This window comes from Mycolicibacterium sp. TUM20985, assembly GCF_030295745.1.
Classification (GTDB): Bacteria; Actinomycetota; Actinomycetes; order Mycobacteriales; family Mycobacteriaceae; genus Mycobacterium.
The window spans coordinates 3069210-3095913 of the sequence record NZ_AP027291.1; the positions used below are offsets into that span (position 1 = coordinate 3069210).

Genomic DNA, 26704 nt, shown 5'->3' on the forward strand with positions numbered 1-26704 from the left:
GGGTCAAGCGCGCCAGCCCGTGTTCTCGGCCCACTGCCACGCCCGTCGGTACGCGCCGTCCACCCATGGTTCCTTGCCGTCCGCGTAGTCCGCGGTGGTGGGATGGCTTGCCGCTGCCTCCCGCTTGACCTCGAGATACTCCTCGCGGACAGCCGGCTCGGCGACGAGCCAGTCGCGGAACAGCAGGGCGAACTGCTGCCCGGGCCAGCCGTCGACGCGGAGATGGACGTTGGTGGGCCGACCCGGGTCAGCTGAGGCGTGAAAACGCTTGCGCCACATGGCCTGGTCCTCGGTGTGCGCGACATCCGTGGTGACGTCGGGAACCTCCGGATAGCCTGCGGTCAGAAGTGCGTCCCGCAGTTCGTCGGCTACGTCGAGCGAGGACACCGTCACCTGGACGTCGATGACGTCCTTGGCGTCCAAACCCGGGACGGCCGTCGAGCCGATGTGGTCGACGCGCACGGCCCGGTGCCCGCAGGCCGTCTTCAGACGGTTGACGATCCGGCTCGCTTGGGCGGGCCAGGACGGATCTGCGGCCACGACAACGGGTTTGGTCGCGGCTGGCGTACCGGCGTCGAGGTTGTGTGCGAACGGTAGGATCCGGTCGCGCCACAGTGCGAGGGCGCGTTCCTTGAGCTCGTCGGGGCTGCCCGAGTTCTCTAGCCAGACGTCGGCGACCAACCGACGATCAATCTCCTTGGCCTGCGCCGCGATCCGCGCCCTGGCGTCGGCTTCGGTGAATCCCCGGTATTCGATCAACCGCGCGATCCGGACGTCCTCGGCGGCATTCACGATGACGACCAGTGGGAACATGGAGGCCATTTGCGACTCCACCAGCAGCGGGATGTCCTCGATGATCACCGCGTCTGCGGGCGCGGCCTCGATCAGCTCGGCGCGCCTCGTGCCGACTAGCGGGTGCACGATGCCATTGAGGGTGGCCCGCTTCTCGTCATCGCTGAACGCGACCGCGGCCAACGCCGGGCGATTCAACGCACCGTCGGGTTGCAGGATCTCCGGGCCGAACGCCTCGACGAGCGCGGCCAAACCCTCCGTGCCGGGTTGGACGACCTCCCGGGAGATGACGTCGCCGTCGACGACGATGCCGCCGCATTCGGCGAACGCCGTGGACACCGTGGACTTGCCGGCGCCGATACCGCCGCTGAGGCCAATGCGAAGCACCGCCCCATCCTGTCAGGGGCCGCGCCGAGACGACGAACGCCCCGGCTCAGCGGCGGGTTCACACGGTCGTCGCAACACTCTCGATGTGAGAGGTTGCGGCGATCGTGTCGTTTTCGGAGGACTGTGGTGAGTTTGGGGATCGGCTAGCAAAGCTCGTTGATGCTGGTGTGCCGGTCGTGGATGCGGCGGGCGCGCTGGGGATCTCGCGGCAGCGGTGTTATGCGATTCTGCGTGCAACGGGCCGGCCGATGGGGCCGCCGCGGAGTCGGCCGACGGTGGATCCGCAGCAGCTGGTGGCGGTGTTCACGGCGACCGCGTCGGTCAATGCAGCGGCGAAGTCGTGCGGTGTCTCGCATTCCCTGGCCAGGCGCCTGCTGGTGGCCGAGGGCCTGGTAGGCGATGTGCGTCAGCCGGTGGGCAAGCCCGATGCCAAGAGCCGGTTCTTCGAGCTGCTGTCGACGGGCTGGTCAGCCAGTAGGGCTGCGCGCGAGGTCGGGGTCAACGAGCGCACGGCCCGCGATTGGCGCGATGGGATCCGCCGAGTGGGCAAGACACGTGTTCATCCCGATGGCACGGTCACCGATTACGCGACCGGCACGCGGTACACACGGCCGGTGAATAGCACCATGTCCCGCAGGATGGGCGAGGCCCACGCACCTGAAGTCGACGACCGGTACCTGTCGTTGCAGGACCGTCTCGCGATCGCCGACGGTCTCCAGGCCGCCCTGACGCTGACGGTGATCGCTGCCGGGATCGGCAAGCACACTTCGACGGTGTCGCGTGAAGTTCGTGGACGCAGCATCGGCGGGTTGTATCTGCCGTATCGAGCGCATAACGCCGCCGCGGTCGACCGGGCCCGACCCAAGCAGTCCAAACTGGTCACCAACCAGAAGCTGCGCCAGGCGGTGGACGATGGGCTCTCGCTGCGCCACTCGCCCGAGCAGATCTCCCACCGCCTCGTCAAGGACTTCCCGGACGACGAAAGCATGCGGGTGAGCCACGAAACGATCTACCAAGCGTTGTACTTCCAAGCCCGCGGTGGTCTGAAACGTGAAGTGGCTCAGGCACTTCGATCAGGCCGCACACGTCGCAAACCGCACCGCGCACCGGGTGCGCGTACCCACCGGTTCACCGACCCGATGATCATGATCTCCGAGCGGCCGGCCGAGATCGCCGACCGCGCCGTGCCGGGGCATTGGGAGGGAGATCTCATCGTCGGTGAACTGAACAAGACCGCGATCGCCACCCTCGTCGAGCGAGCGACTCGCTACACGCTGCTGGTGCACCTGCCCGACGGCCACGATGCCGAAGCCGTCCGCGACGGCCTGATCGCCACCATCTCGACGCTGCCAGCACATCTTCGAGGATCGCTGACCTGGGACCAGGGCGCAGAGATGGCTCGGCACAAGCAGTTCTCGATGGCCACCGACATGGCGGTCTACTTCTGTGATCCGGCCAGTCCCTGGCAGCGCGGTACCAACGAGAACACCAACGGCCTGCTGCGTCAGTACTTCCCCAAGGGCACCGACTTGAGCGTGTTCGGGCCCGAGGACCTCGAACACGTCAGCCAGCAACTCAACGGCCGCCCACGCAAAACGCTCGGCTGGGATACTCCAGCCGAGCGTCTGCGTGATCTACTAATGACCACTTAACCAGCAGTGTTGCGACGACCCCTAGAAAACGCCCGCGAGCCGGGGCGTCCTTCGGAACTACGTGCTAGGCGTTGCCCGCGAGCTTCTCGCGCAGCGCGGCCAGCTGAGCATCGCTGGCCAGCGTTCCGCCGGTGGAGGGCTCGCCCGAGCTGGACGAGGTCGACGAGGAGCCATTGGCGGTGGCGGGCCTGCTGGCCGCCTCCGCGTCGGCTGCCGCGAACTTCTCCATCTGAGCGGTGTGCATCTTGTGACGGCGCTCGGCCTCGGCGTACCGGGCCTCCCACTCGTCACGCTGCTTCTCGAACCCCTCGAGCCATTCGTTGGTCTCGGAGTCGAAGCCCTCGGGGAAGATGTAGTTGCCCGCCTCGTCGTAGCTGTCGGCCATGCCGTACTTCGACGGGTCGAACTCCTCGGTGTAGTCCTCGTTGGCCTGCTTGAGGCTCAGCGAGATGCGACGGCGATCGAGGTCGATGTCGATGACCTTGACCATCGCGTCGTCGCCGACCTGGACCACCTGGTCCGGGACCTCGACGTGGCGCTCGGACAGCTCCGAGATGTGCACCAGGCCCTCGATGCCCTCCTCGACGCGGACGAACGCACCGAAGGGCACCAGCTTGGTGACCTTGCCGGGCACGATCTGGCCGATCGCGTGGGTACGCGCGAAGTGGCGCCACGGATCTTCTTGAGTTGCCTTGAGCGACAACGAAACCCGCTCGCGATCCATGTCCACGTCGAGCACCTCGACGGTGACCTCGTCACCCACGGTGACGACCTCGGAGGGATGGTCGATGTGCTTCCAGGACAGCTCGGAGACGTGCACCAGGCCGTCGACGCCACCCAGGTCCACGAAGGCACCGAAGTTGACGATCGAGGAGACGACGCCCTTGCGGACGGCACCCTTCTGCAGCTGGTTGAGGAATTCGCTGCGCACCGCGGACTGCGTCTGCTCCAGCCAGGCACGGCGGCTCAGCACCACGTTGTTGCGGTTCTTGTCCAGCTCGATGATCTTGGCCTCGATGACCTGACCGATGTACGGCTGCAGATCGCGGACGCGTCGCATCTCGACAAGCGATGCGGGCAGGAAGCCACGCAGGCCGATGTCGAGGATCAGGCCGCCCTTGACGACCTCGATGACGGTGCCCTTGACGGCCTCGTCCTTCTCCTTGAGCTCCTCGATGGTGCCCCAGGCGCGCTCGTACTGGGCGCGCTTCTTGGACAGGATCAAGCGGCCTTCTTTGTCCTCCTTGGTGAGGACCAACGCTTCGACCTCGTCGCCGACGGACACAACCTCTGAGGGGTCGACGTCGTGCTTGATCGAGAGTTCGCGGGAGGGGATGACCCCTTCGGTCTTGTAACCGATGTCGAGCAAGACTTCGTCGCGGTCGACCTTGACGATGGTGCCTTCGACGATGTCGCCATCGTTGAAGTACTTGATGGTCTTGTCGATTGCGGCCATGAAGTCCTCGGCCGAGCCAATGTCGTTGATGGCTACTTGCGGCGAGGTGATGGACGGACTTGGCATGTGGTAGGTGGCTCCGGACAGGTTTATCGTAGGGACAGATGGGATTGTTGTGTACTAGCGATACACGCGATCGTGCGCGCACACGGGTACCCGATGAGACTACTCGACGGGGTACACGCTGGACAAACCCGGGTCTCGGGGGCTGAAGGCAGCCAACCGATACGCTGCCCTCGTGTCACACCCGTCCGCATTGCCACGGAAGGTCCGCCAGGTGGGCGCGCCACTCGGCGCGATCATCGCGATGGGCGTCGTCGCGGGGCTGTCGGTGATCTTGCTGACGGCGGTCAACCCGGTTGGTACCTCCATCGGATTCGTGCTCGCCACCGCGGCGGTGATCGTCGTGCTCCTGGCCTATCTGTGGCTGGATCGGTGGGAACCGGAGCCACCACGACTCTTGGTGCTTGCCTTCGCGTGGGGCGCGTCGGTCGCGATCGTCGTCTCGGTGATCTTCGAGGTGGTGTTCGGATCGCTGCTGGCCACCGGTGAGGCCGCGACCGACGAGTTCGTCACCCTCGCCATCGTGGCGCCAATCGTCGAAGAGGCCGCGAAGGGCGTCTTCCTGCTGTTGATGATGACCGGCCGACGCCGCAACGAGCTGAACTCACTCACCGATTGCCTGGTCTACGCCGGCCTCGTGGCCGCGGGCTTCGCCTGGCTGGAGAACATCGGCTACATCGGCGGCGGGGAGCCGCTGGGCGGGTCGCTCGTCACCGCCGGGCTGCGGTTGATCATGGGCCCCTTCGCCCATCCGCTGTTCACCACGATGACGGCGATCGGCGTCTACTTCGCGCTGCAGCGTCGCGGTCTGCTCGCGAAGACGGGCTGCGTCCTACTCGGGTACGTCGGCGCCGTACTCATGCACGCACTGTGGAACGGCTCGTCGTTCTTCGGCATCGAGACGTACTTCCTCGTCTACTTCCTCTGGATGGTTCCCGTCTTCGCACTGGCGATCGCGCTCGCCGTCGGCAGCCGGCGCCGCGAACAGCGGATCATCGCCGGGAAGCTACCGGGGATGATCGCGGCGGGTGTGGTGACGCCGAACGAGGCGACCTGGCTCGGGTCGATCCGCCATCGGAAGGCCGCCATCGCCGAGGCGAATCGGTTCGGCGGACGACCGGCTGCCAAGGGCGTCAAGGACTTCACCGCCGCGGTGATCGAGCTGGCGTTCGTCCGTGACCGCATCGACCGGGGCTTCGGTGACCCGAGGGTCCACGCGCTGCTGCAAGACGAGACCTACGCCGTGTACGCGACCCGCGCCGCGGCGCCGGTGTTGCAGGCGGTCGCCGCCTACCGCGCGCCAGGGAGCTAGTGCGCGAACCGTGGGTAAGACGGGATGCCGCGAACTAGAGTCGCTCGGCGTCGGCACTTCAAGATTGGAGCCCAAGATGCGGGTCGTAGCGTTTGCCCCGGCACTGAGCACGACGCAGGAGGATGCCGGCGGGGTGCTCGCCAAGGGGTTTCCGATGACTGCGTGCTACGTGCGTGACTTTCCAGATCAGATCGTCGTCCCCGTGGTGGTGGCCGTCGTGGCCCAGGGCGGCAGTGAGTACGACGTGCGCCGCTACATCGTGGCCACCGCGGCCGACGGAGAACGAGTGGGCGCCCTGGAATTTTCCTGGCACTGGCCCGACAACCCACCCGTACCAGTGAAGTTCAGGGTCTTCTCCCACAACCTGTCGATCCACGTGCCGTCCGCCGGTGTCTACACCCTGGGTCTCTACGAGACCCTCGACGGGACTGACACCGATCACCTGTTTCCGCTGCCGGTACTCAAGTTCAACCCCCTGACGCAGACCGCTTCCGGCTGACGCGGCGCATTGCGGCGGGCCGGCACCATTCACACCGGGTGCATGGGGCGAGGCGTATCGACGATGCTGTCAGTCGACGGGCGATGGACGTTGCATGTCGTCAGAAGCCAGGGAGCTAGTGCGCCGCCGCATCCCAGCTGCGGCCGTACCCGACCGACACCTCGAGTGGCACGTCGAGCGGATAGGCCCCGCCCATGTTGTCGCGCACCAGTTCGTCGAGTTTCTCGCGCTCGCCGTCGGCCACCTCGAACAGCAGTTCGTCGTGGACCTGCAGGAGCATCCGCGATTGCAGTCCCGAGTCGCGAATCGCGTTGTCGGTGTTGATCATCGCCACCTTGATGATGTCGGCGGCGCTGCCCTGAATGGGTGCGTTGAGCGCCGCCCGCTCGGCCGCCTCCCGGACGTTGCGGTTGCTGCTGTCCAGTTCCGGGAGATAGCGGCGCCTGCCCAGCACCGTCGACGTGTACCCGTCCTTGCGCGCCTGCTCCACCACCGACTGCAGGTAGTCCCGCACCCCGCCGAAGCGTGAGAAGTAGGCATCCATCTGCACCTTGGCCTCCTCGGTGGAGATCTTCAGTTGGGCCGCCAGGCCGTAGGCGCTCAGCCCGTACGCCAGCCCATAGGACATGGCCTTCACCCGGCGGCGCAACTCGGCGGTGACCTCGTCGATCGGCACGCCGAACGCCCTGGAGGCGACGAAGGAATGCAGGTCCTCCCCGGTGTTGAACGCCTCGATGAGTCCCGCGTCGCCGGACAGGTGCGCCATGATCCGCATCTCGATCTGGCTGTAGTCCGCCGTCATCAGCTCGGCGTAACCCTTGCTGACGACGAAACCCTCGCGGATCTGCCGGCCGGCTTCCGTCCGGATCGGGATGTTCTGCAGGTTCGGCTCCGTCGACGACAGCCGCCCCGTGGCCGCGATCGTCTGGTTGAACGTGGTGTGAATTCGCCCATCGGAGCCGACGGCGTTGAGGAGCCCGTCGACGGTGACCTTGAGCCTCGTCGCGTCGCGGTGGGCGAGCAGATGCTGCAGGAAGGGGTGCCCGGTCTTGTCGAACAGTCCCTGCAGGGCGTCGGCGTCGGTGGTGTAGCCGGTCTTGGTGCGCTTGGTCTTTGGCATCTCGAGCTCGTCGAACAGGACCACCTGCAGCTGCTTGGGCGAACCGAGGTTGATCTGCTTGCCGATCACGGCGTACGCGGCCTCGGCGGCGTCGCGAATGAGGTTCGCGAACCGGCTCTGCAGCTGGCCGAGCAGCTCGAGGTCGATGGCGATGCCCGTCGTCTCCAGCTGTGCGAGCACGCGTTGCACCGGCAACTCCATGTCGCCCAAAAGCGCCGAGGAGTCGATTCGCTCCAGTTCCTCATCGAGTGCGTCGGCGAGGTCGGCGACTGCCGACGCCCTCAGTAGCAGCGTCTGAACGGCCTGATCGTCGACGCCTTCGTCGTCGTCGAGTAACGAGAGCTGCTGCTGCTCAGGGTTTTCCGCCCGTAGCTCACGTTTGAGATACCGTACCGCGAGGTCGTCGAGCGCAAAGCTGCGCTGACCTGGCCGCACCAGGTATGCCGCCAGCGCGGTGTCCGAGGTGACGCCCTTCGTCTCCCAGCCACGGCCGGCGAGATCGTGCATCGCGAGCTTGGCCTCGTGCAGCGCCTTCGGCACCGCGGGGTCCGCCAGGAACGCAGCCAGTGCGGCCTCGTCCTCTTGGCTCAGCGACGAGGTGTCGAAGTAGCAGCCCTCGCCGTCGGCCGAGACGATCGCCACCGCGGTCGCATCGGAATCGAACGCAAGATGCGTGCCGACGACGGCGAGCCCGAATCTGCGACCGGCGCCGTGCTCGGCCAGCCACGACGCGAGTTGGCCGCGCTCCAGGACGCCGCCCCGCACGTCGAAGCCCTGCTCCACCTCGGGATCGGCCGACGCGAGCGTTTCGAAGAGCCGATCGCGAAGGACGCGGAACTCCAGGTCGTCGAAGAGTCGGTGGATCTGGTCGCGGTCCCACGGCATCATCCGTAGGGTGTCCGGTGTCTGAGCCAGCGGCACGTCCTTGACCAGCTCGGTGAGGTCGCGGTTGAGGATGACGTGGGAGAGGTTGGCGCGCAACGATTCTCCGACCTTGCCCTTGACGGTGTCGACCTGGTCGACGAGCGCCTGCAGTGAGCCGTATTCGATGATCCACTTGGACGCCGTCTTCTCCCCCACTCCGGGTATGCCGGGCAAGTTATCGCTCGGGTCCCCACGCAGCGCCGCGAAGTCCGGGTATTGAGCTGGCGTCAACCCGTACTTCTCGACCACCGCGTCCGGGGTGAAGCGGGTCAGCTCCGACACACCCTTGCGCGGATAGAGCACGGTGACATCGGGGCTGACGAGCTGCAGTGCGTCGCGGTCGCCGGTGACGATTAGGACGCGGTAGCCCTCGGCCTCGGCCTGCGTGGCCAAGGTCGCGATGATGTCGTCAGCCTCGAAACCGGCCTCGGCCAGCGCCGTAATGCCCAGTGCGACAAGCACTTCCTTGGTGATATCGATCTGACCGCGAAACTCGTCGGGGGTAGCGGACCGGCCTGCCTTGTACTCGGGATACTTCTCGGCGCGGAAGGTCTGCCGGGAGACGTCGAAGGCGGCGGCAATATGCGTGGGCTGCTCGTCGCGAAGCAAGTTGATCAACATGGCCGTGAAGCCGTAGACCGCGTTGGTGGTCAATCCGCCCTGAGTCTTGAAGTTCTCCGCGGGCAGCGCGTAGAACGCACGGAACGCCAGCGAGTTGCCGTCCAAAAGCATCAATGTGGGCTTGGTGTCGGTCTTGGCAGGGCTCACGCCCTCACTCTATTCACCCCCGCCGACATGCAGCAGGCGCCGTGCCATCTGCCCGAGCATGGCGCCGGCGGGGTTCATCGGTCCGGTGGACCAATAGGCCACGACCGCGACACCGAGCTTGGCAGGATCGCGACCCCTGCTCGATCTGGCTAGGCGCTCATGAAACTGCAACACGTTTCAGTTCAGGGGCCGACATCGTTTACGCTGACCCCGTGCCAGGATCTACGGACGCCCAAGCGCAACTACCGGCCATCGACGGATGGTTCGTCACCGACGACGCCGGAGTCGCGTCCCTGATCGCCGGTAAGTGCCCGCAGTGCGGCACCTACGTGTTCCCGCCGCGGGAGAACAACTGCCCCAACCCCGCCTGTGAAGGCAACGACTTGGAGCAGGTGCCGATGTCTCGGCGGGGGACGCTGTGGTCCTACACCGAGAATCACTACGCCCCCCCGCCCCCATACCCGTCGCCGGATCCGTTCGAGCCGTTCGCCGTGGCCGCGGTCGAGCTGGCCGCCGAGGGAATCATCGTGCTCGGCAAGGTCGTCGAGGGCACCCTGGCCGCCGACCTGAAGGTCGGGATGGAGATGGAGCTGACGACCATGCCGCTCTACACCGACGACGACGGCTTCGTCCGCACCGTCCACGCCTGGAGGATTGCATGAGCCCGGATACATCCCCCACGTCGCTGCGCTCCGGCCCGCCGGACCCTCTCTACATCCTTGGCGCCGGCATGCACCCCTGGGGTAAGTGGGGTCGCGACTTCACCGAGTACGGCGTCGTCGCCGCCCGCGCCGCGCTGGCCGAGGCCGGCCTGGACTGGCGCCAGATCCAACTGGTCGCCGGAGCGGACACCATCCGCAACGGCTACCCCGGCTTCGTCGCCGGCGGCACCTTCGCCCAAAAGCTCGGCTGGAACGGCGTTCCCGTCAGCTCGAGCTACGCCGCCTGCGCCTCGGGCTCCCAAGCACTGCAGTCCGCTCGCGCCCAGATCCTCGCCGGCTTTTGCGACGTCGCCCTGGTGATCGGCGCCGACACCACGCCCAAGGGCTTCTTCGCCCCCGTCGGCGGGGAGCGCCGCAACGATCCCGACTGGCAGCGCTTCCATCTGATCGGTGCGACCAACCCGGTGTACTTCGCGCTACTGGCGCGCCGGCGCATGGACCTCTACGGCGCCACCGTCGACGACTTCGCCCAGGTGAAGGTGAAGAACGCCCGCCACGGCCTGGCCAATCCCAACGCCCGCTTCCGCAAGGACGTCACCGCCGAGGACGTGCTGGCCTCCCCCGTCGTGTCCGATCCGCTGCGCCTGCTCGACATCTGCGCCACCTCCGATGGCGCCGCTGCGCTGATCGTGGCGTCGAAGTCGTTCGCCGAGAAGCATCTGGGTTCCCTCGCCGGCGTGCCGTCGGTACGGGCGGTCTCCACCGTCACCCCGCGCTATCCGCAGCACCTGCCCGAACTCCCCGACATCGCGACCGACTCCACCGCGGTGGTGCCGGCACCCGACCGGGTGTTCAAGGACCAGATCCTCGACGCCGCCTACGCCGAGGCGGGGCTCGGACCCGAAGACCTCTCCCTGGCGGAGGTGTACGACCTCTCGACCGCGCTCGAGCTGGATTGGTATGAACACCTGGGCCTGTGCGCCAAGGGTGAGGCCGAACAACTGCTGCGCAGTGGCGCCACCACCATCGGTGGCCGCATCCCGGTCAACCCGTCCGGCGGCCTGGCGAGCTTCGGTGAGGCCATCCCCGCCCAGGCCATCGCGCAGGTGTGCGAACTGCACTGGCAGCTCAAGGGGCAAGCCACCGGCCGCCAGGTCGAGGGTGCGACCGTCGGCATCACCGCCAACCAAGGACTCTTCGGCCACGGTTCGTCGGTCATCGTCGCCCGGTAGCCTTCCCGCGAGCGTGCGCGAACTCCGATTCGCGCACGGCGTGTCGCCCGCAGACGCGCACGCTCGCGGAGGTGAGGTGAGGTGAGGTGAGGCTAGGCGACGCCGAGGTAGGCGGCGCGAATGCTGTCGTCCGCCAACAGGTCTCGCGCATTGCCGGTCCGCGTGACCGAACCGGTCTCGAGGATGTAGGCGCGGTCGGAGCGACTCAGCGCCTGCTGCGCATTCTGCTCGACCAGGAGCACGGTGGTCCCCTGCTTATTGATCTCGGAGATGATCTTGAAGATCTGCGAGATCACCATCGGCGCCAGACCCATCGACGGTTCGTCGAGCAGGAGCACTTTGGGCCGGGCCATCAGGGCCCGACCGATGGCCAGCATCTGCTGCTCGCCGCCGGAGAGGGTGCCGCCGACCTGACTGCGCCGCTCGGCGAGCCGCGGAAATGTCTCCAACACCCAGTCGAACGTCTCGTTGTGTTCGGCCTTGGTCGGGAACTTCCGCCCATAGCAACCCATTTCGAGGTTCTCCACCACGGTCATACCTGGAAAGACACCCCGCCCCTCCGGAGCCTGGATGAGCCCGTCGGTGACCCGACGGTGTGCCTTCACCCGCGTGATGTCCTGGCCGTCGAACCACACCGAACCCGACGTCAACGGCCGCAGGCCGGAGATCGCGCGCATCATCGTGGTCTTGCCCGCGCCGTTGGATCCGAGCAGCGTGACGAGTTCACCCTCGTGCACGGTCAGCGAAATGCCGTGCAGCGCTTCGATTCGGCCGTAGTGCACGACGGCGTCGCGGACTTCCAGCAGAACGGGCCGTCCGTCAGAGCTCGTCATCGGGTACTCCCAGGTAGGCCGCGATGACCTTCGGGTCATCGCGGATCTCGGCGGGCAGACCATCGGCGATCTTGCGGCCGAACTCGAGCACCACGATTCGGTCGGTGACCCCCATGACGAGCCGCATGTCGTGCTCGATCAGCAGCACGGTGTAGCCGTCGTCGCGGATCGCCTGGATCAGCTCGATGAGCGCCGACTTCTCGCTCGGGTTGAACCCGGCGGCGGGTTCGTCGAGGCACAGGAGTTTCGGCTCCGTCGCCAATGCCCTGGCGATTTCCAACCGACGCTGATCACCGTAGGGCAGGTTCTTGGCCTTCTCCTCGGCGCGCTGCGAGATACCGACGAATTGCAGTAGGGCGACGGCCTTCTCGATCGCCGACTTCTCCTCGCGCCGATGCCTCGGCGTGCGAATCAGGGCCCCGGGTACCGACGTCTGGTGTCGGGCGTCGGTGCCGACCACCACATTCTCCAGCGCCGTCATCTCACCCCACAGCCGGATGTTCTGGAACGTCCTGGCGATGCCACGGCGAGTGATTTGATGCCGCTTGATCTTTCCCAGCGGCGCACCGTCGAAGGTCACCGTTCCCGAGGTCGGGCGATACACGCCGGTGATGGCGTTGAAGCAGGTGGTCTTGCCCGCACCGTTGGGGCCGATGAGTCCCAGGATCTCGCCGCGCTTGATGTCGAACGTGACCGAGTCGAGCGCGGTCAAACCGCCGAACTTCACCGTCAAGTCCGTGGTGTGCAGCAGCGTCTCGCCCTCGGCCACCTTCACGTCACGTTGCAGAGAGGCGAGGTCCTCGTTGATCACGGGCTCGTTGCTCGTCATGCCGCCGCCTTCGCATCGTCGGCCTTGCTCAACAACTTTCGTGCGGACTTGCCGTACGCGAGCAGCTGCTGCCGCACCGGGAAGAGGCCCTGCGGCCGGAAGATCATCAACACCACCAGAGCGAGGCCGAAGAACAGGTACTTGAGGTCGCCGAGATTGACACCGAACAGTTCCACGCCGAGCAGCCGGTTGGGTAGGTAGACGATGATGAACGCCCCGAAGATCACGCCCAGCTTGTTGCCCTGCCCACCGAGCACGACGGCCACCAGGAACAGCATCGAGTTGATGATGTTGAAGTTGGTCGGTGCAACGTATTGCACCTGACCGGCGTACAGCGCGCCCGAGAGACCGCCGATCCCGGCGCCGATGACGAACGCCCACAGCTTGAAGCGGAACGTGTCGACGCCCATCACCTCCGCGGCGTCCTCGTCCTCCCTGATGGCCACCCAGGCGCGGCCGACCCGGCTGCGCTCCAAATTGCCGACTAGCAGCAGGATCCCGATCATCAGCAGCAGCCCGAGCCAGAACCACCAGGTGCCGTAGTTGGCGTCACCCCCGGAGTTGCCGCTCGAGAAGACCCCGTTGGGCAACCGTTCGCTCTCGCCAATCCGCGGGTAGGCGATTTGGTTGAGGCCGCGCGACCCGTTGGTGACGTCGGAGAGATTGTCGGCGAGCAGGCGGATGATCTCGCCGAAGCCGAGCGTCACGATGGCGAGGTAGTCACCACGCAGACGCAGGGTCGGGGTGCCGAGGATCAGCCCAGCGAGGGCCGTGACCGCCATGGCGATGGGCACACAGGACAGCCACGCCCAGTCCTTGCTGAAGAAGCCGGTCGCTCCCATCTTGTTCCACGGACTGTCGGGGCTGGTGAGGAGCGCGACGGTATAGGCGCCGACGGCGTAGAAGCCCACGTAGCCGAGGTCGAGCAGACCCGCCTGACCAACGACGACGTTGAGGCCGATGGCGATGATCGCGATCATCACGAAGGCCGCCATCGTCCCGCCGAAGCTGATGCCCGGGGTGTCGATGAACCCGGGTGTGTACAACGGCAGCAGCGCCAGCAGGCCGAAGCCGATGACGCCGAAGATCCACTTCTGCGGTCTGCTCAGCCGGTCCCACCAATGCCGCAGACCGTCACCCGGGGCCAGGAGGCGCTGCGCCGACGTGCTGGCCTTGGGGTCCGGTTCCGCCTGATGACTCATGCGCGCGCCTTTCCGAGGCTCTCACCGAGTATCCCGGTCGGGCGGATGAGGAGGACGAGGACGAGGAGCACGAAGGCCACCACGTCGCGCCACTGGGTGCCGAAGAGCGCTTGGCCGTAGTTCTCCATCACCCCGAGGATCAGACCGCCCAGCAGGGCACCGCGAAGGTTGCCGATACCGCCGAGGACCGCCGCCGAGAACGCCTTGATGCCCAGCAGGAACCCACCCGAGTAGATGATGCCCTGCGGCACCTTGAGGGTGTAGAGCAGCGCAGCCGCACCCGCGAGCAGTCCACCGATGAGGAAGGTGGTCATGATGATGCGCTCACGGGACACGCCCATGAGGGTGGCCGTCGTCGAGTCCTGGGCGACGGCGCGGATGCCGCGGCCGAACTTGGTGCGGTTGATCGCGATGTCCGTCAGCAGGGCGAGCACCGTCGCGGCGACGATGATCACCAATGTCACGTTCGACACCGTGGCTCCGAACATCGTGAACTGAGTCTTCGGCTGTACCAGGATGATCGGCTGCTGGGCGTTGGATCCGCCGTAACCGTTGATGATCCGCGGCAGGATGAAGTGCACGAACTCCTGAAGCACGAACGACATGCCGATGGCGGTGATCAAGAACGTCAGGGGCCGCGCGTTGCGGCGGCGCAGCGGCCGGTAGGCGATGAACTCCAAACCGACTGCGGCCGAACCCGATACCAGCATCGCGAAGATCATCGCGATCGCGAGATAGAGAATCGTCAGCGCAACACCCTTGTTGTAGGCGTTTCCGCTGGGCGTGAACCCCAGGATTAGGTCCAGGCAGAAGTAGGTGCCGAACATGCCGAGCATGAAGATCTCGGAATGCGCGAAGTTGATCAGTCGTAGAACGCCGAAGACCAAGGTGTAGCCGACGGCCACCAGAGCGTAGATGGCACCCCACGACAGACCGTCGATCGTCAACTGCCAGAAGCCATTCAGCAGGCCATCGACGTTGAAGTTGATGTTGGCAGCCAATAACACTGGCGGCGGACTCCTTGCAGCTAAATGGAGACGAGGCGCGCCCGGACCCCTCGGCCTCGGACGCGCCTCGCCTCGTGGACTACTGGACCTTGAAGATCCAGATCAGGTTGGTGGTCAGCTCACCGGTGGGCGACCACTGGTAATTGCGGGCGTTGCCCTGACCGTTGTAGTTCTTCACGTAGTCCAGCAACGCGGGCCGTGTGATGGCACCCGAGTCGATGCCCTTGAGCATGATGGTCCCGAGGTCGTAGCCCTCGGTGCTGTAGGTACCGGGCTCCTGGCCGAACTTCTTGGTGTACTCATCGGCGAACGTTCCGGTGGCCGGACCACAGGGGCAGGACAGGATGGCGTCCTTGGATGCTTCGCCCGCCTGCTTGACGAACTCGGGGTCCTTCGTGCCGTCGGCGCTGACGAACGTGGCCTCGACTCCGCCGTCCTTGAGCTGCTGGACGAAGGGTGCCGCCTCGGAGTAGTAGCCGCTGTAGAAGACGGCGTCCGGGCTGACTCCCTTGATCTGCGTGACAGCCGCGGAGAAGTCCTTGTCACCCTTCTTGACCTGGATGTTGCAGGCCGAATCGGCGACGGGGCCGAGCGTTTCGCGCACGGGAACGGCCAGACCCAGACCGTAGTCGGTGCTGTCGTCGACGACGCAGATCTTCTTGTAGCCCAATGTGTTCTTGAGGTAGTTCGCCACCGAGGGACCCTGCACGCCGTCATTGGCGAGTCCGCGGAAGAAGGTCTTCCAGCCGTTCTCGCTGAGCGTTGGGTTGGTCGCCGAGGCCGTGACGGCCACGAGGCCGGCTTGATCGAACACCGTGCCGGTGGCCTTGGTCTCGCCGGAGAATGCCGGTCCGACCAGTCCGATCGTGTACTGGTCGTCGACGATCTGCGGAGCGACGGCCGTGGCCTTCTGCGGATCGCCCTCGGTGTCGAAGGGCTTCAGCTGCACCTGGCAACCCGGGTTCGCCGCGTTGTGCTTGTCGATGGCCAGCTGCACACCGTTCTTGATGTTGATGCCAAGGGCGGCGTCAGGGCCGTTGAGCGCACCCGCCATCGCGATCGACACGGGCGGGCAGGTCGCCTTCCCATCACCGGTGGGGTCGGCGGGCGTCACACCCTCGGCCGGCTTCACCTCGCCACCGTTCTCGTCGATCTGTACCTGCTCGACGATCTTCAGGTCAGACTGCGACGAGCTCTCCTCCGGTGTCGACTGGTTGCAACCAGCCATTCCCAGCACGAGCAAGCCCGCGCTCCCGAGAGCAAATGCATTACGTGCCATGCGACCGCGCACGTTCACCTCCGTGTCAACGTTGTCATTGGCGCCGGCGACGCGGGTTGCGTTGCCCGGGGCCGCCGATGCTTCGGGTAGAACATAGCCAACACATGGCGCCGGTGCGTCGTGTTGACCAACGCGGACTGAGTGTCGCCGGTACGAACGGGCGAAACAGCGCGCGCGGAAACGCAGTTGTTACGTCTCCGGCGCGTCGAGGGTCTCGACGACGACCTCCGCGACCCGCCTCATCGTGGTGCGGCGGTCCATCGCCGCGCGCTGGATCCACTTGAACGCCTCGGGCTCGGTCATCTTCTGCTTGGCCTGCAGCAAACCCTTTGCGCGTTCGACGAGCTTGCGCGTCTCGAGCCGGTCGGCCAACGTCGCGACTTCCTGCTCCAGCGCGGCGATCTCGCCGAAGCGACTGACGGCCAGCTCGATCGCAGGAATGAGGTCGGTGATCGAGAACGGCTTGACCAGATACGCCATGGCGCCCGCGTCGCGCGCCCGCTCGACGAGCTCGCGCTGTGAGAACGCGGTGAGGATCAAGATCGGGGCGATGCGCTTGCTGGCGATCTCGGCGGCCGCGTCGATGCCGTCTCGTCGCGGCATCTTCACGTCCATGATGACGAGGTCGGGCCGAAGGCTCTCCGCGAGCTCCACCGCCTCCTGGCCGTCGCCGGCCTCACCGACCACCTCATAACCCTCTTCGCGGAGCATCTCGGCGAGATCCATCCGAATGAGCGCCTCGTCCTCCGCGATGAGGACACGGTGCGGCTTGGCGGCATCTGTCAGTGACCCGGTCATGAGCTCATTGTCCCGTGAGAACCGCAGAACAGCGACCGCGGGGCCATGACCGCTCCCCGTGCCCATCCTCTATGGTGGGTAACCGCGCAGCGAACGCCCTCGTATCCCAATTGGCAGAGGAAACGGATTCAAAACCCGTGCAGTGTGAGTTCGAGTCTCACCGAGGGCACCAGTAGATTGCAGGTCAGACGCGGTTCTGGTCTGTGGCAACCCTTTTCAACGGGGTAACCGTCCGCAGTAGCCACGGCGGCCGCGTCGAACGCGTCCGCGATCTTCCCCAGGTCGTCCGGGAACAGGTGGCCGTACCGGTCCAGCGTCAGCGTGGCGGTCTTGTGACCGAGCAGCGTTTGCAGCACCTTCACGTTGGCGCCCGCCGCAATGGCCAAGCTGGCGCAGGTGTGCCTCAGTTCGTGAGGCGTCAGCCCGGCCTCGTCGATTGCCGTCGCCGCCGGGTCGAACACCCAGCGGACCTCACCAATGGTCAAATAGTCGCCATCGTTGCCGGAGGGAAACAGCCGCTCTGAACAATCCCGCTCCCCTATTTCCGTCTTGAGCAGTGGGATAAGGAACTTCGGGATCGGCACCGAGCGAGACGTGTGATTCTTCGTCCCGCCCTCCACCAGGCCCGTGCCCGTGACATAGGTGACCGACCGGGAGACGCGGATACGACGGGTCTCAAGGTTGACGTCGCCGATTCTCAACGCCGTCGCCTCACCGAAGCGCAAACCGCAGTAGCCGAGCACCAGGACGAAGGTCCTGAAGCGGCCAGCCGCGACGGCCAGACGGTGCAGTTGCTCATGGCTCAGGTACCGCTGTTCGACGTCGCTCTTGCGCGGCAGCTCCAGGCCGTCGGCGGGGCTCGCGGGTAGGTGCTTCGCGCGCACCGCGTACCGCAGCGCCTGTGCGACGACCTGGTGGGCCTGGATCACGCGTGAAGCGCTCAATCCCTTGCCTTCGAAGCGGGTGGACCCGTTCACCGACAGGCCCGTCACCCACTCCTGCAATCCATCGAAGGTCACTTCACGGAGTGGAACGTCCCGCCACCGAGGCAGGACGACGACCTCCAGCAGTGACCGGTAGCCCGCGACGGTCTTGGGCGCCCTGGTCGCCTTCGTCGCCAGCCACCGTTCGGCCATCATCCCGAACGTGACGCCCGACAGCTTGGGGTCCGTCCACGTCCCCGTCACCTGGTCGCTGACTTGCTTGTTCAGCCACGCTTGAGCGTCGGACTTCCGCCCGGACCCCTTGGCGTGCTCTTGGCCGTTCTCGTCGACATACCTTGCGCGCCAACGACTGCCCTTGCCGTAGTTGGTGCTCTGTTCGGTGCTGGTGTTGCCGTTCGCGTCCCTGACGGATCGGTGCCAACGGTCCTCGACCCCGGCGCGCCTGTTGCGCTTGTTCACGACGGTCACTGCTCCCCCTCGTCGAGTGTCGCGATGAACTCCTTGTTCGCCGCGCGGGTGATCTTGTCGACGAATTGTTTGGTGTCGGTGCTCACGCCGGTGATGGTCGTCCACGTCTCCTCCTCTTCTGGAGGACGGATGGTTGCCTCCGCAGGCAGGTCGAACCCCGCGATCCGTCCGAGGGCCAAGCTCGCATGGTGCAGGGTCTTAGCCACCTGCTCGCCATCACCGAGCAGTGAGTCACGACCCCTGAAGTCGAGTTCCTTGGCGTCGTCCATGCGTTCGGCGAGCGCGGCGGCGACGGCCGTCACCTGCCCCTCGGCCTGCCGCGCGGAGTCCTTCAGCAGCCGGAGCGGGTACAGCCCCCGATCGTCCTTCCCCTGGCGACCGAGGAGGGAATCGACAGACACCTCGAAGAGATCGGCGATGACGACGGCCTCGTCGATCTTGACCGACCTGTCGCCTTTCTCGATCTTGGCGATCGTCGTCCAATGCATCCCTATCCCGACGCCCTGGTCGGTGATCATCTTCGCCAACTCGGTCTGCGTCCAGCCGCGTTGGACGACGATGTGATTTGGGCCATCTCGCAATTGCACTCGCTGGTCGTGATCCGCGAGGACGTAGAGACCGAAGTCAGCGACCAGGTCTACTTCACCTCCGATCGCGTCGCCGTGAAGACGACCATGCGCGTTGGGTGGGGATGGCCGCACCCGGGCGCTGTCGTGAAAATCAACGTCAGTGAAGGTTCGTAGGGGACCGCCTTGGGCACCAACTAGGCGTGCTGCGCTAAATGTGCACTCCATCTTTCAAGACCCTTTGGCCATCGCTCTGCACCATGAAGCGGTGCGTGTGCGCGCGAAACAGCCCACCGCCGTTTACCCTTACCGAGCAATCCAGGCCCTCCGAGGAGGGTTCCGCGCGGGTCCGTGCCCCGCATCCAGCTCTGACGTTGGCTGGCGACCGGGGCCGGTCTGACACGAAGGGTAAGCAAGCGTGGCTTCCTCAAGTCCGTGGTTCCCCATCGTGGTTACCGCTATCGGAGCACCGATCCTGGCGCTTACATTGCTGTTTCTTGTTCCGTTAGCGGGGTGGTTGCGCAGTCCTCCTTGGTGGTTTCGCGACGTAGTTATTGCTGGTTTGATCGCCACCGTCCTTCTTTTTAGCCAGAAGGCCGTCGATGACGAGCGGGCCATTCGTGATCGCGATATCGCAGCGACCCAAGCGAGCCAAGCAGAGCGTCTCGAGAATCTGAGGTTCGTTCGCGACCGATCATCAGGACAAGATCAAGCGGGGTTTCGTGCCTTCGGAGGGTTTGACCTGACGGACATGAACTTGTCCGGGCTGATCCTGCGGGGCGCAGACTTCAGCGCAGCGGACCTGGAGGGCTCGAATCTAAGCGGGACGGACTTGAGTTGGCCCAGATTGGACCTAACCGGCGAAAGTCGGTTCCTGAACTTCGGTACACGATCAGACTTGACGGGCGCCAATCTTTGCCATGCAAAACTCTCACGCGCAACCTTCGACTTCGCACTTCTCACGCGAGCAAATATGACGGGGGCGGACGTTCGAGGAACTGTTCTGGACTGGGCCGACTTGTCCGGCGCAGACCTGAGCGGAGCGAATCTCGACGGTGCTTCGATGAAGGGCGTTTACTACGACACAACGACTGTCTGGCCGAAGGGATTTCGGCCGCCCGAGCTGCCTCGCTACCACGACCGCGCTTACGCACAATACGATCAAACGCGGTCTAGCAATCTCGCAGGTCTGCGCAACGACCTTCAACGTCCCCGATGCCGCCAGGGCGGCTAGGGGTGGGTGGGGAATGTCCCCCGCCCATACTTAGCTGCGCGAGCGCAAGCTCGCTCGCTGCCGTTTTGTACGGGTCTGGGGCTTGGGGCCCTGAGGCTACTTAGCTGCTGCCACCTAAGGGCTGTACAGCGCCCAGATCGGCTGCGGCGGGTCGTTGACCGTCACCTTGCCGGGTAGCAGCAGATGCGTGCCCTCGGCGCACCAGATCATGTAGTCATCGGTGGACCTGGCGAACGTAAACAGGGGCACGCCAGGGCACGCTGAACCAGCGTCGTGGACGCCACCCGGCATCGGTCCGGCGGGAATCCAGTAAAAGATTTCGGCGGGCGAGGTGTTGGCACCGCAGACCTGTTCCTCACCAGTCGCGGGGTCGGTGCGCAATTTCATCCAGTCGTAGCAGACCTCGCTGGGGGTAGCGGCAGGTGCGGGTGCCGTGGTAGCTGACGGCACTGGTGCAGGCGCCGGGGTGTTGGGGGCGGGCACGAACGGGGCGGCGGGGACGTACCCGCCTCCCGAACCCGTCTCGCAGGCCACGCCGTCACCGTCACGGTCCAAGTTCTGTGAGTAGCCAGGCTGACCCGCGTACAGCGGCGCAGCACCAGCCGCCCGCGCCTGGGCGCAGCTGGTGTATGCGTTGGCGGCGGGAGCGGCGATCAAAAGGCCCCCAACGCCAACTCCGGTTGCCGCCAACGTTGCGCATGCTTTAGCTGCTCGTCGAAACATCACTAACCCCCAGATTGTTCACGGTCCCCCGACTATCAGCTGCGAGCATAGCGATTTGCTAGCAGCGACCTGCCAGGCGGTCAGCAGCAAGCGCGCCTATGCCCGTAGTGGGAGGCACCTTCGTGAGCGGGAACGTCACCCCGGCGTGCTCCCATAGAGCGCCGCCCAGTTGGAGATCGTCGGTCGCAGGCTGTCCGGGTGAAGCTGCTGACGGCTGGTCGGTGCGCCCTGTCGCTGAGCCTGCGCTTCGTACAGCGCGACAGCGCACTCGGCCATACCAACCGCTGCACCCAGACCATCAGCGACCATGGCGAACGAATCTAGCTCGCGCTTCACATAGTCCATCGCCCATTTGTAGCCATGAACAAAGCCAGAACCGAGCGTGTAGAACCGGTCCACGGCCGATGCAAAACCGTCTCGGAACAACCCGCCATGGTCATGGACCGGCGGGTGCGAATCGACCCATTTCCCGGCGCTGGTCACAAAGCCCGACGAGTTCGGAGCTTTATCCCGTCGCTGTCGGTTCATCAGCGCGATTCGTTCGTCAAATAGCCGAACGTGCTCGACGAATTTCGGGTAGGTCGGGTCCTGCTCGTATCCCGGCTGAGAGTGAAAGCGCTTGCGCTCGGCTGCGTGGAATCCGCGCTGTGCGTCTAGTTCTGAGTAGGTGAAGCCGATGCAACGGGCTTGCCTGTCGGCGCGGTCGGTTGGCGAGAGTAACCAGATTGTCTTGGCCGCCGACTCCAACGCTGTCCGGCATAGCGTCGACAGGGAGGAGATGTGAGCGTTCTTAGAGGTGGGACGAAACTCGATGAGGTCAGCCACGGCCGCGAGGTTGTCGGTGGCGTTCATAATCGGGAATAGCGCTGTTACGTTCACCAGCCCGCCAATGTCGACCATGAACCCGTCGTCGTCGAGCGCAAGGCTGCTGCCGGGGTCATACGGCTGCGGTCGCAAACCCCAGTCTTTGAGGGCGCGTCCGCGCCTGGCCCGGGCGTAAGTGCGCTCCAATACCGCGAGCCTCGGATCAACCACTTCCCACCCACCGCTTCTCTGCGTTGAACACGTCGCAAGTATGGCGGCCGTCCGCAGGCCGTCCGCAGTTGGTTTTGACGGTGGCGCGAAGCTGATCGAAACTAGAGCCGCTGACCTGCGTGTTCCTTGGCGTACCAACGGGGCTTGTCGGAACAAACACCAGGTAGGACGGATTCAAAACCCGTGCAGTGTGAGTTCGAGTCTCACCGAGGGCACCAGAACAGCAGGCCTCTCAAACGACCACCGCCGCGAGCCTGCGGAAGCAGGCGTCGCGGCGGTTGGCCGGATAGCGGGTGATTGGCGGCTACCCCTCGGATCCGCCGCCGCCATCCGATCCTCCCCCAGATGAAGTGCTCGAACTGCTCGAACCGTCCGAGTCGTTGCTGCCTCCGCCGGCGGCAGAGGCCGTCGTCTTCGGCGTCGTCTTGTTCGTCGACGTGTCGTTGTCGCCCTTGGTCTTTGACGTGGGGGTATCCGAGTCCTCGGAGTCCTTCTTGTCGGACGTGGAGGACTTCTCGTCGCTGGCGTCCTTGGTCGTGCTGGAGCTGGTGGTGTCGGACTCCTTGGCGGGGGTCGTCGCTTCCGTCACCTCGGGCGTCTTGGTGACCACCGGCTCCGCTTCGGGTTCGACCACTTCGACGACGGCTTCGACTACGGGTGCCTTCTCCACTTCCGGCACCACGGCGGCGTCGCCGGCCGGAGCAGCCTCCGCCGCCGGCGTCACGGCCTCAGCCGGGGCGTCGACCGCGGAACTCGTCTCTGCGGCCGGGACGACGTCGACGGCCGGTGCGGCCTCCGCGGTGCCCTTGGTGTCCGACGTCACGGCGGTCTCGACCGTGGCGGAGGCCGAGTCATCGACCTCGGTAGAGGTGTCCGAGGCAGCGGCCGATGCGACCCTCAGTGACAACGGTGCCGCCGAGTTGACGGCGGGCCCGCCCAGCGAACCGAAGAGGTTGGCGATCGCTTGAACGAAGGCGGTGAAGAACGTTTGCGCCTGAGCAATGAAATTGGAGATCTGCGCGACGATGGCCGCGAACAGTGCCTGCAACGGGTTCTGTGATGCGCCCGGTGTGCCCGGACTCGTTGGGCCGGTGGCACCTTGGGGATGGTCGATGAACCACTGGGCGAGGAAGGCGGCGATCAGCTTGGGGGCGCCGTTCTGATCCCAGATTCCGTAGTTGTTGTCGGCGCCGGGAGCGCCCGTGGCGACGTCGCGGCCGTTGTACAAGAAGATCGGCCCGGCCTGGGTGAAGTTCTGCCAGGTCTGGACCAGGTCCTTGATCAACGCGTTCTGCTGCGTTTGCGTGACGGTCACGGTCTGGATGACGCCGTTCATGTCGGTGTAGGTGTAGCTGTAGGTCGGAACGCCGAACTCGGTGAGCCACACCTTCTTGGTGGGAAACAGCGCCATCAGGTCCTTGACCTGGTTGTAGGCGGTGTCCGAGGCGAAGTACGACGAGTTGGCGGGCACGTTGCCCGCACTGAACGCCATGGTCTCGTCGTACGGGTGGTAGGACAGCGCGTCGAAGTAGTTGCCGATGGTCGGGTCGGCGGCGATCATCGCCTGAACGAAGTCGACGGGGTCCATGGTCAGGTTGCCGAAGTTGATGACGTGCCCCACGGCGCCGGCGATCACGGTGGCGGTCGGGTCGGACGGCTTCGTCGGATCGGTTGGCTTGATGGCCAGGTAAGCCGCCTTCACCAACGCGGCGTAGGCGGCGGGATCGACGGGGTTGGAGAACAAGACGGCGTTTGGTTCGTTCCAGATCTCGTAGGCCGACACGACGTCGCCATACTTGGCCACGAAGTCGGAGACGAACGCCGCGTACGCCGCGATGTTGGGCGATGAGGTGCCGGAAAAGGACGTACTTCCGTCTGCAGCACCCCAATACGGCGTGCTGTTGATTTCGGCGAGGACGCCCATGTTGCGTTCCTTGGCGGCCGTCATCACGGTGTCGAGCAGATTCCAGTAGTACTGATTCGGGCCGCCCGGTGTCACGTCACTGATCTCGATGAGCCCCCACGGCACGAAGACGCGGATGTTCTCCACACCGAGTGCCTGCATCTCGTCGAGCTGGGCATCGATCTGCGCCTTGGTCTGCCCATACAGCGTCGATGCGGCGATGCCGACCGTGGACGGCGTGGTGGTGATCTCAGCGACCTGTTGATACTCGTAGGCCGCTATGCGCGGCGGCACGGGAACGAACAGGTTGCTGGCGTAGGCACTTGCCATGGCGACCGGTATCGCGACGACGATGCCCCGCATCGCGATGGCCTTGAACACTCCCTGGCCGTACTTCTTCATGCTGCCTGCTCTCGAATGAAATTGTCCACACCGTCAACGATCATGAAGTTACGCGCTTTATGGCAAACCGCACAATGAATCGAAGGAAACTCGAAAACATACCAATTGCCGGAAGAATGGGCCGGTGAGAATGTGCGCGAATTTGTAATTTACGCAAATATTGATTTGATTATAAAACACAGCCTGAGCAGCGAGTTATGTTCCCGTGATGGGTGCCAGCGATGATTCACTCGCGCGCACCGGCACTCCATTGTCGCGAAGAATTCATTTGACGGTTTTAAACAAGTCAAGACTCCCGGCAGCTACGTGTTGGGTGAAGGCCTCGACCATCGAGCAGACTCTGAACGCACGGACCGCCGCGACTCCTGAACGAGCAGGAGTCGCGACGGTCAGGCGCATCAAGACTGAGGTGGAACTACCCCGTCGTAGCCCCAGCGCCCACGGCACCGGCTGCAGCTGCGGATGGCGCCGGATCGCCCTTCGGAGCGCCTTCTGAGGCAGAACCCTTGTCGCCCTTGTCCTTCGAGGGTCGCGTCCCTTGTTCGGACTTGCGTACGCCCGACGTGTCCTTGCCCGCCGCGGCCGAACCCGATTGGGCGGATGCGGGTTTGTCCCTATCGTCCGGCTTCGGGGCGCTTGCCTTGTCATCGTCACGGGTCTCGGAGGGGCTCGAGCCGCCGCCCTCGACCCCGGCCGAGGTGCCCGTGTCACTGGGTGTCGACGCCGGCTTGGTCGCCTCGGGCGTTGCGACCTCCGACTTGGTGACCTCGGGCTTTGCCGCCTCCGGCGGGGTGACCACCGGCGCGGTGCTCGGTGCGGGTTCGGCGGCCGCGGATTCTGGAACCACGGCTTCGACGACGGCGGCGGTGGTTGCTTCCGGCTTCGTCGCCATGGGCTCGGCGTCCGGAGCGATCGCCTCGGCTGCCACCGGAGTGGTGGCGTCCGCGGTCACCGCCGTCTTTGCCGGAGTGGTCGCATTCGTGTCAGCCGCCTCAGTTGACTCCACCGACGCAACGCGCAGTGAAAGCGGTGCGGCGGTGGTCACCGGTTGGGGTTGGCCCAGGCTGGCCAACCCGTTCGCGATCGCCGTGACGACGGCATTCGCGATCTGCTGCGCCAACGTCTGCGCGAAGGCCTGAGCCACGGCCTGCGCAATGGCCTGCGCGATCTGCTGCGCCAGGACCTGGAAGGCGGCAGCGAGTGCCGCCGCCGCATCCGTCGGAGTACCCCCGCCCCCGGTCCCTGGATCCGTTGGGCCGCCGGTGCCGGGATTTTGTGGGTGCGCAGCGAAGTAGGTCGTGAGGAAGTCGATGACCGCCTTCGGCGCTCCGGTCGTCGTCCACAGCCCGTAGTTGTCGTCGGCGACGCCGTCACCCGTGAGGGTGTCGCGGCCGGTGTACAAGAAGATCGGACCGGCCTGGCCGAGCGAGCCCCACGACTCGATCAGGTCCTTGATCAACGCCGCCTGCTGCGCCTGGGTGACCGTCTGGATGGCACCGTTCGCGTCGACGTAACTGTATGTCGGTACGCCGAATTCGCTGATCCACACCTTCTTGGTCGGGAAGAGCGCCATCAGGTCCTTCACCTGGTTATAGGCCGTGTCGGAGGCGAACCCACCGGCGTTGGGATCGACGTTCCCGGCGGAGAACGGGAGGCCCTCGTCATACGGGTGATAGGAGAGCGCGTCGAAGTACTGCCCAATGGTGGGATCTGCCGCGATCATGGCCTGAACGAACTCGACGGGATCCATGGTGAACCCAGTGGTGAAGACGTGACCGACGGCACCTGCCACGACGGTGGCCGTCGGATCGGCTGACTTGATGACCGGGTAGGCGGCTTTCAGCAGTGCGGCATAGGCGGCCGGATCGATCGGATTCGAGAACTGAATCGAGTTCGGCTCGTTCCAGATCTCGTAGGCCGACACTTCATTTCCATACTGGGCGACGAACTTCGACATGAACGTCGCGAAGGGTGCGGGGTCTGGCGTGCCCGAACCGGGGAAGCCCGCTGTCACGGCATAGGGCGGCGTGCTGTTGATCTCCGCCATCACACCCATGTCACGTTCCTTCGCCGACTGCATGACCAGGTCCAGTTGCGCCCAGGTGGCACTTCCGGCTGCCGAGGGACCGGCGAAGTCGAGCAGCGCCCAGGGAACGAACACGCGGATGTTCTCGACGCCGAGGGCTTGCATCTGATCGAGCTGAGCATCGATCTGCGCCTTCGTCTGGCCGTACAGCGGTGACGCCGCGATCCCGACCGTGTCGGGTGAGACCGTGATCTCGGCAACCTGCTGGTACGCGTACTCGGCCATCCGCGGTGGTGTCGGAACGAGCAGATTGCCCGCATACGCGCCGACCATGGCGACGGGTATGGCTGCCACGACAGTCCGGGTGGCAAGCGTCCGAAGCATCCCCTTTGCGGTCTTCCTCATGGGCGATTTCCTACTTTCAGCTTTTGCGAATCGTCGTCACCGTCAAGGCGGTTCACCTCATTTACTCATGCGCCAGCAAATTTGTCCCAACTAATTGAAGAACAGAAACTTAAGTTTGCGGAGAAACGATCAGACGCGGTTCTGACCTGCGGTTTCTTGTACCTAAAGTAGAGGTTTTAGCAA

The 26704-nt window shown here is 65.1% G+C and carries 20 protein-coding genes, 1 tRNA gene and 1 pseudogene; 7 read left to right on the forward strand and 15 right to left on the reverse strand.

Features of this window, described 5'->3' with window-relative positions:
* Nucleotides 1–3 precede the first annotated feature (3 nt).
* Nucleotides 4–1179 (reverse strand): dephospho-CoA kinase, encoded by a 1176-nt coding sequence (gene coaE, locus QUE68_RS15085; protein ID WP_284226851.1) that lies wholly within the window; start codon nt 1177–1179, stop codon nt 4–6.
* A 452-nt stretch (nt 1180–1631) separates the two neighbouring features.
* Here coaE and QUE68_RS15090 point away from each other — a divergent pair, with 452 nt between their 5' ends.
* Nucleotides 1632–2831, forward strand: coding sequence for an IS30 family transposase (locus QUE68_RS15090; RefSeq protein WP_454786388.1), 1200 nt, complete (start codon nt 1632–1634; stop codon nt 2829–2831).
* Nucleotides 2832–2895: 64 nt separating this feature from the next.
* On the opposite strand, the gene rpsA is transcribed toward QUE68_RS15090, so the two are convergent.
* Nucleotides 2896–4353: a 30S ribosomal protein S1 gene (rpsA, locus tag QUE68_RS15095; protein ID WP_284226852.1), complete on the reverse strand. Its 1458-nt coding sequence runs from the start codon at nt 4351–4353 to the stop codon at nt 2896–2898.
* Nucleotides 4354–4525: 172 nt separating this feature from the next.
* Between rpsA and QUE68_RS15100 the strand changes: the two genes are divergently transcribed.
* Both QUE68_RS15100 and QUE68_RS15105 read left to right on the forward strand, forming a co-directional pair.
* A complete protein-coding gene (locus tag QUE68_RS15100) occupies nt 4526–5662 on the forward strand; it encodes a PrsW family intramembrane metalloprotease (RefSeq protein ID WP_286274091.1) in 1137 nt (378 codons plus the stop codon).
* 76 nt (nt 5663–5738) lie between these two features.
* Nucleotides 5739–6161 carry a hypothetical protein gene (locus tag QUE68_RS15105; protein ID WP_286274092.1) on the forward strand — a complete coding sequence of 141 codons (423 nt, stop codon included), beginning with the start codon at nt 5739–5741 and terminating at the stop codon, nt 6159–6161.
* Nucleotides 6162–6276: 115 nt separating this feature from the next.
* On the opposite strand, the gene polA is transcribed toward QUE68_RS15105, so the two are convergent.
* Entirely contained in the window at nt 6277–8937 is a 2661-nt protein-coding gene (gene polA, locus QUE68_RS15110; protein WP_286275832.1) for a DNA polymerase I, read from the reverse strand.
* Between the two features lie 248 nt (nt 8938–9185).
* On the opposite strand from polA, the gene QUE68_RS15115 reads away from it, so the two are divergent.
* Nucleotides 9186–9635 carry a Zn-ribbon domain-containing OB-fold protein gene (locus QUE68_RS15115; RefSeq protein WP_286274093.1) on the forward strand — a complete coding sequence of 150 codons (450 nt, stop codon included), beginning with the start codon at nt 9186–9188 and terminating at the stop codon, nt 9633–9635.
* Nucleotides 9632–10867: a lipid-transfer protein gene (locus tag QUE68_RS15120; protein ID WP_284226856.1), complete on the forward strand. Its 1236-nt coding sequence runs from the start codon at nt 9632–9634 to the stop codon at nt 10865–10867. Before QUE68_RS15115 ends, QUE68_RS15120 begins: the two co-directional genes overlap by 4 nt.
* 92 nt (nt 10868–10959) lie before the next feature.
* Here the strand turns inward: QUE68_RS15120 and QUE68_RS15125 are convergent, their stop codons facing one another.
* From QUE68_RS15125 to QUE68_RS15150, 6 genes are all read right to left on the reverse strand, one after another.
* Nucleotides 10960–11700, reverse strand: coding sequence for an ABC transporter ATP-binding protein (locus QUE68_RS15125; RefSeq protein ID WP_284226857.1), 741 nt, complete (start codon nt 11698–11700; stop codon nt 10960–10962).
* Nucleotides 11687–12529 (reverse strand): ABC transporter ATP-binding protein, encoded by an 843-nt coding sequence (locus QUE68_RS15130; protein ID WP_454786262.1) that lies wholly within the window; start codon nt 12527–12529, stop codon nt 11687–11689. The genes QUE68_RS15125 and QUE68_RS15130 overlap by 14 nt, the downstream gene beginning before the upstream one ends.
* Complete coding sequence (locus tag QUE68_RS15135) at nt 12526–13731, reverse strand: branched-chain amino acid ABC transporter permease (protein WP_284226858.1); 1206 nt, start codon at nt 13729–13731, stop codon at nt 12526–12528. Before QUE68_RS15135 ends, QUE68_RS15130 begins: the two co-directional genes overlap by 4 nt.
* Nucleotides 13728–14738: a branched-chain amino acid ABC transporter permease gene (locus tag QUE68_RS15140; RefSeq protein WP_286274094.1), complete on the reverse strand. Its 1011-nt coding sequence runs from the start codon at nt 14736–14738 to the stop codon at nt 13728–13730. The genes QUE68_RS15135 and QUE68_RS15140 overlap by 4 nt, the downstream gene beginning before the upstream one ends.
* 79 nt (nt 14739–14817) lie before the next feature.
* On the reverse strand, nt 14818–16029 hold the full coding sequence (locus QUE68_RS15145; protein WP_284226861.1) for a branched-chain amino acid ABC transporter substrate-binding protein: 1212 nt from the start codon (nt 16027–16029) through the stop codon (nt 14818–14820).
* 177 nt (nt 16030–16206) lie between these two features.
* Complete coding sequence (locus QUE68_RS15150; RefSeq protein ID WP_284226862.1) at nt 16207–16815, reverse strand: ANTAR domain-containing response regulator; 609 nt, start codon at nt 16813–16815, stop codon at nt 16207–16209.
* A 95-nt stretch (nt 16816–16910) separates the two neighbouring features.
* Between QUE68_RS15150 and QUE68_RS15155 the strand changes: the two genes are divergently transcribed.
* Nucleotides 16911–16987, forward strand: a tRNA-Leu gene (locus QUE68_RS15155).
* Here QUE68_RS15155 and QUE68_RS15160 read toward each other — a convergent pair.
* Nucleotides 16944–17954: a tyrosine-type recombinase/integrase gene (locus QUE68_RS15160; protein WP_353507032.1), complete on the reverse strand. Its 1011-nt coding sequence runs from the start codon at nt 17952–17954 to the stop codon at nt 16944–16946. The genes QUE68_RS15155 and QUE68_RS15160 overlap by 44 nt on opposite strands.
* A 269-nt stretch (nt 17955–18223) precedes the next feature.
* Nucleotides 18224–18928 carry a helix-turn-helix transcriptional regulator gene (locus QUE68_RS15165; RefSeq protein ID WP_286274095.1) on the reverse strand — a complete coding sequence of 235 codons (705 nt, stop codon included), beginning with the start codon at nt 18926–18928 and terminating at the stop codon, nt 18224–18226.
* 313 nt (nt 18929–19241) lie between these two features.
* Here QUE68_RS15165 and QUE68_RS15170 point away from each other — a divergent pair, with 313 nt between their 5' ends.
* Complete coding sequence (locus tag QUE68_RS15170; protein WP_286274096.1) at nt 19242–20027, forward strand: pentapeptide repeat-containing protein; 786 nt, start codon at nt 19242–19244, stop codon at nt 20025–20027.
* Nucleotides 20028–20549: 522 nt separating this feature from the next.
* Here QUE68_RS15170 and QUE68_RS29645 read toward each other — a convergent pair.
* The 4 genes and pseudogenes from QUE68_RS29645 to QUE68_RS15190 form a co-directional block, all read right to left on the reverse strand.
* Nucleotides 20550–20657 (reverse strand): annotated as a pseudogene (locus tag QUE68_RS29645) (excalibur calcium-binding domain-containing protein); the annotation flags it as partial.
* A 228-nt stretch (nt 20658–20885) separates the two neighbouring features.
* The gene (locus tag QUE68_RS15180; RefSeq protein WP_286274098.1) at nt 20886–21785 is read right to left on the reverse strand and encodes a hypothetical protein; all 900 of its coding nucleotides are present in this window, start codon (nt 21783–21785) and stop codon (nt 20886–20888) included.
* Between the two features lie 304 nt (nt 21786–22089).
* A complete protein-coding gene (locus tag QUE68_RS15185) occupies nt 22090–24090 on the reverse strand; it encodes a cellulase family glycosylhydrolase (protein WP_286274099.1) in 2001 nt (666 codons plus the stop codon).
* Between the two features lie 415 nt (nt 24091–24505).
* Nucleotides 24506–26521: a cellulase family glycosylhydrolase gene (locus QUE68_RS15190; protein WP_286274100.1), complete on the reverse strand. Its 2016-nt coding sequence runs from the start codon at nt 26519–26521 to the stop codon at nt 24506–24508.
* Nucleotides 26522–26704 lie beyond the last annotated feature (183 nt).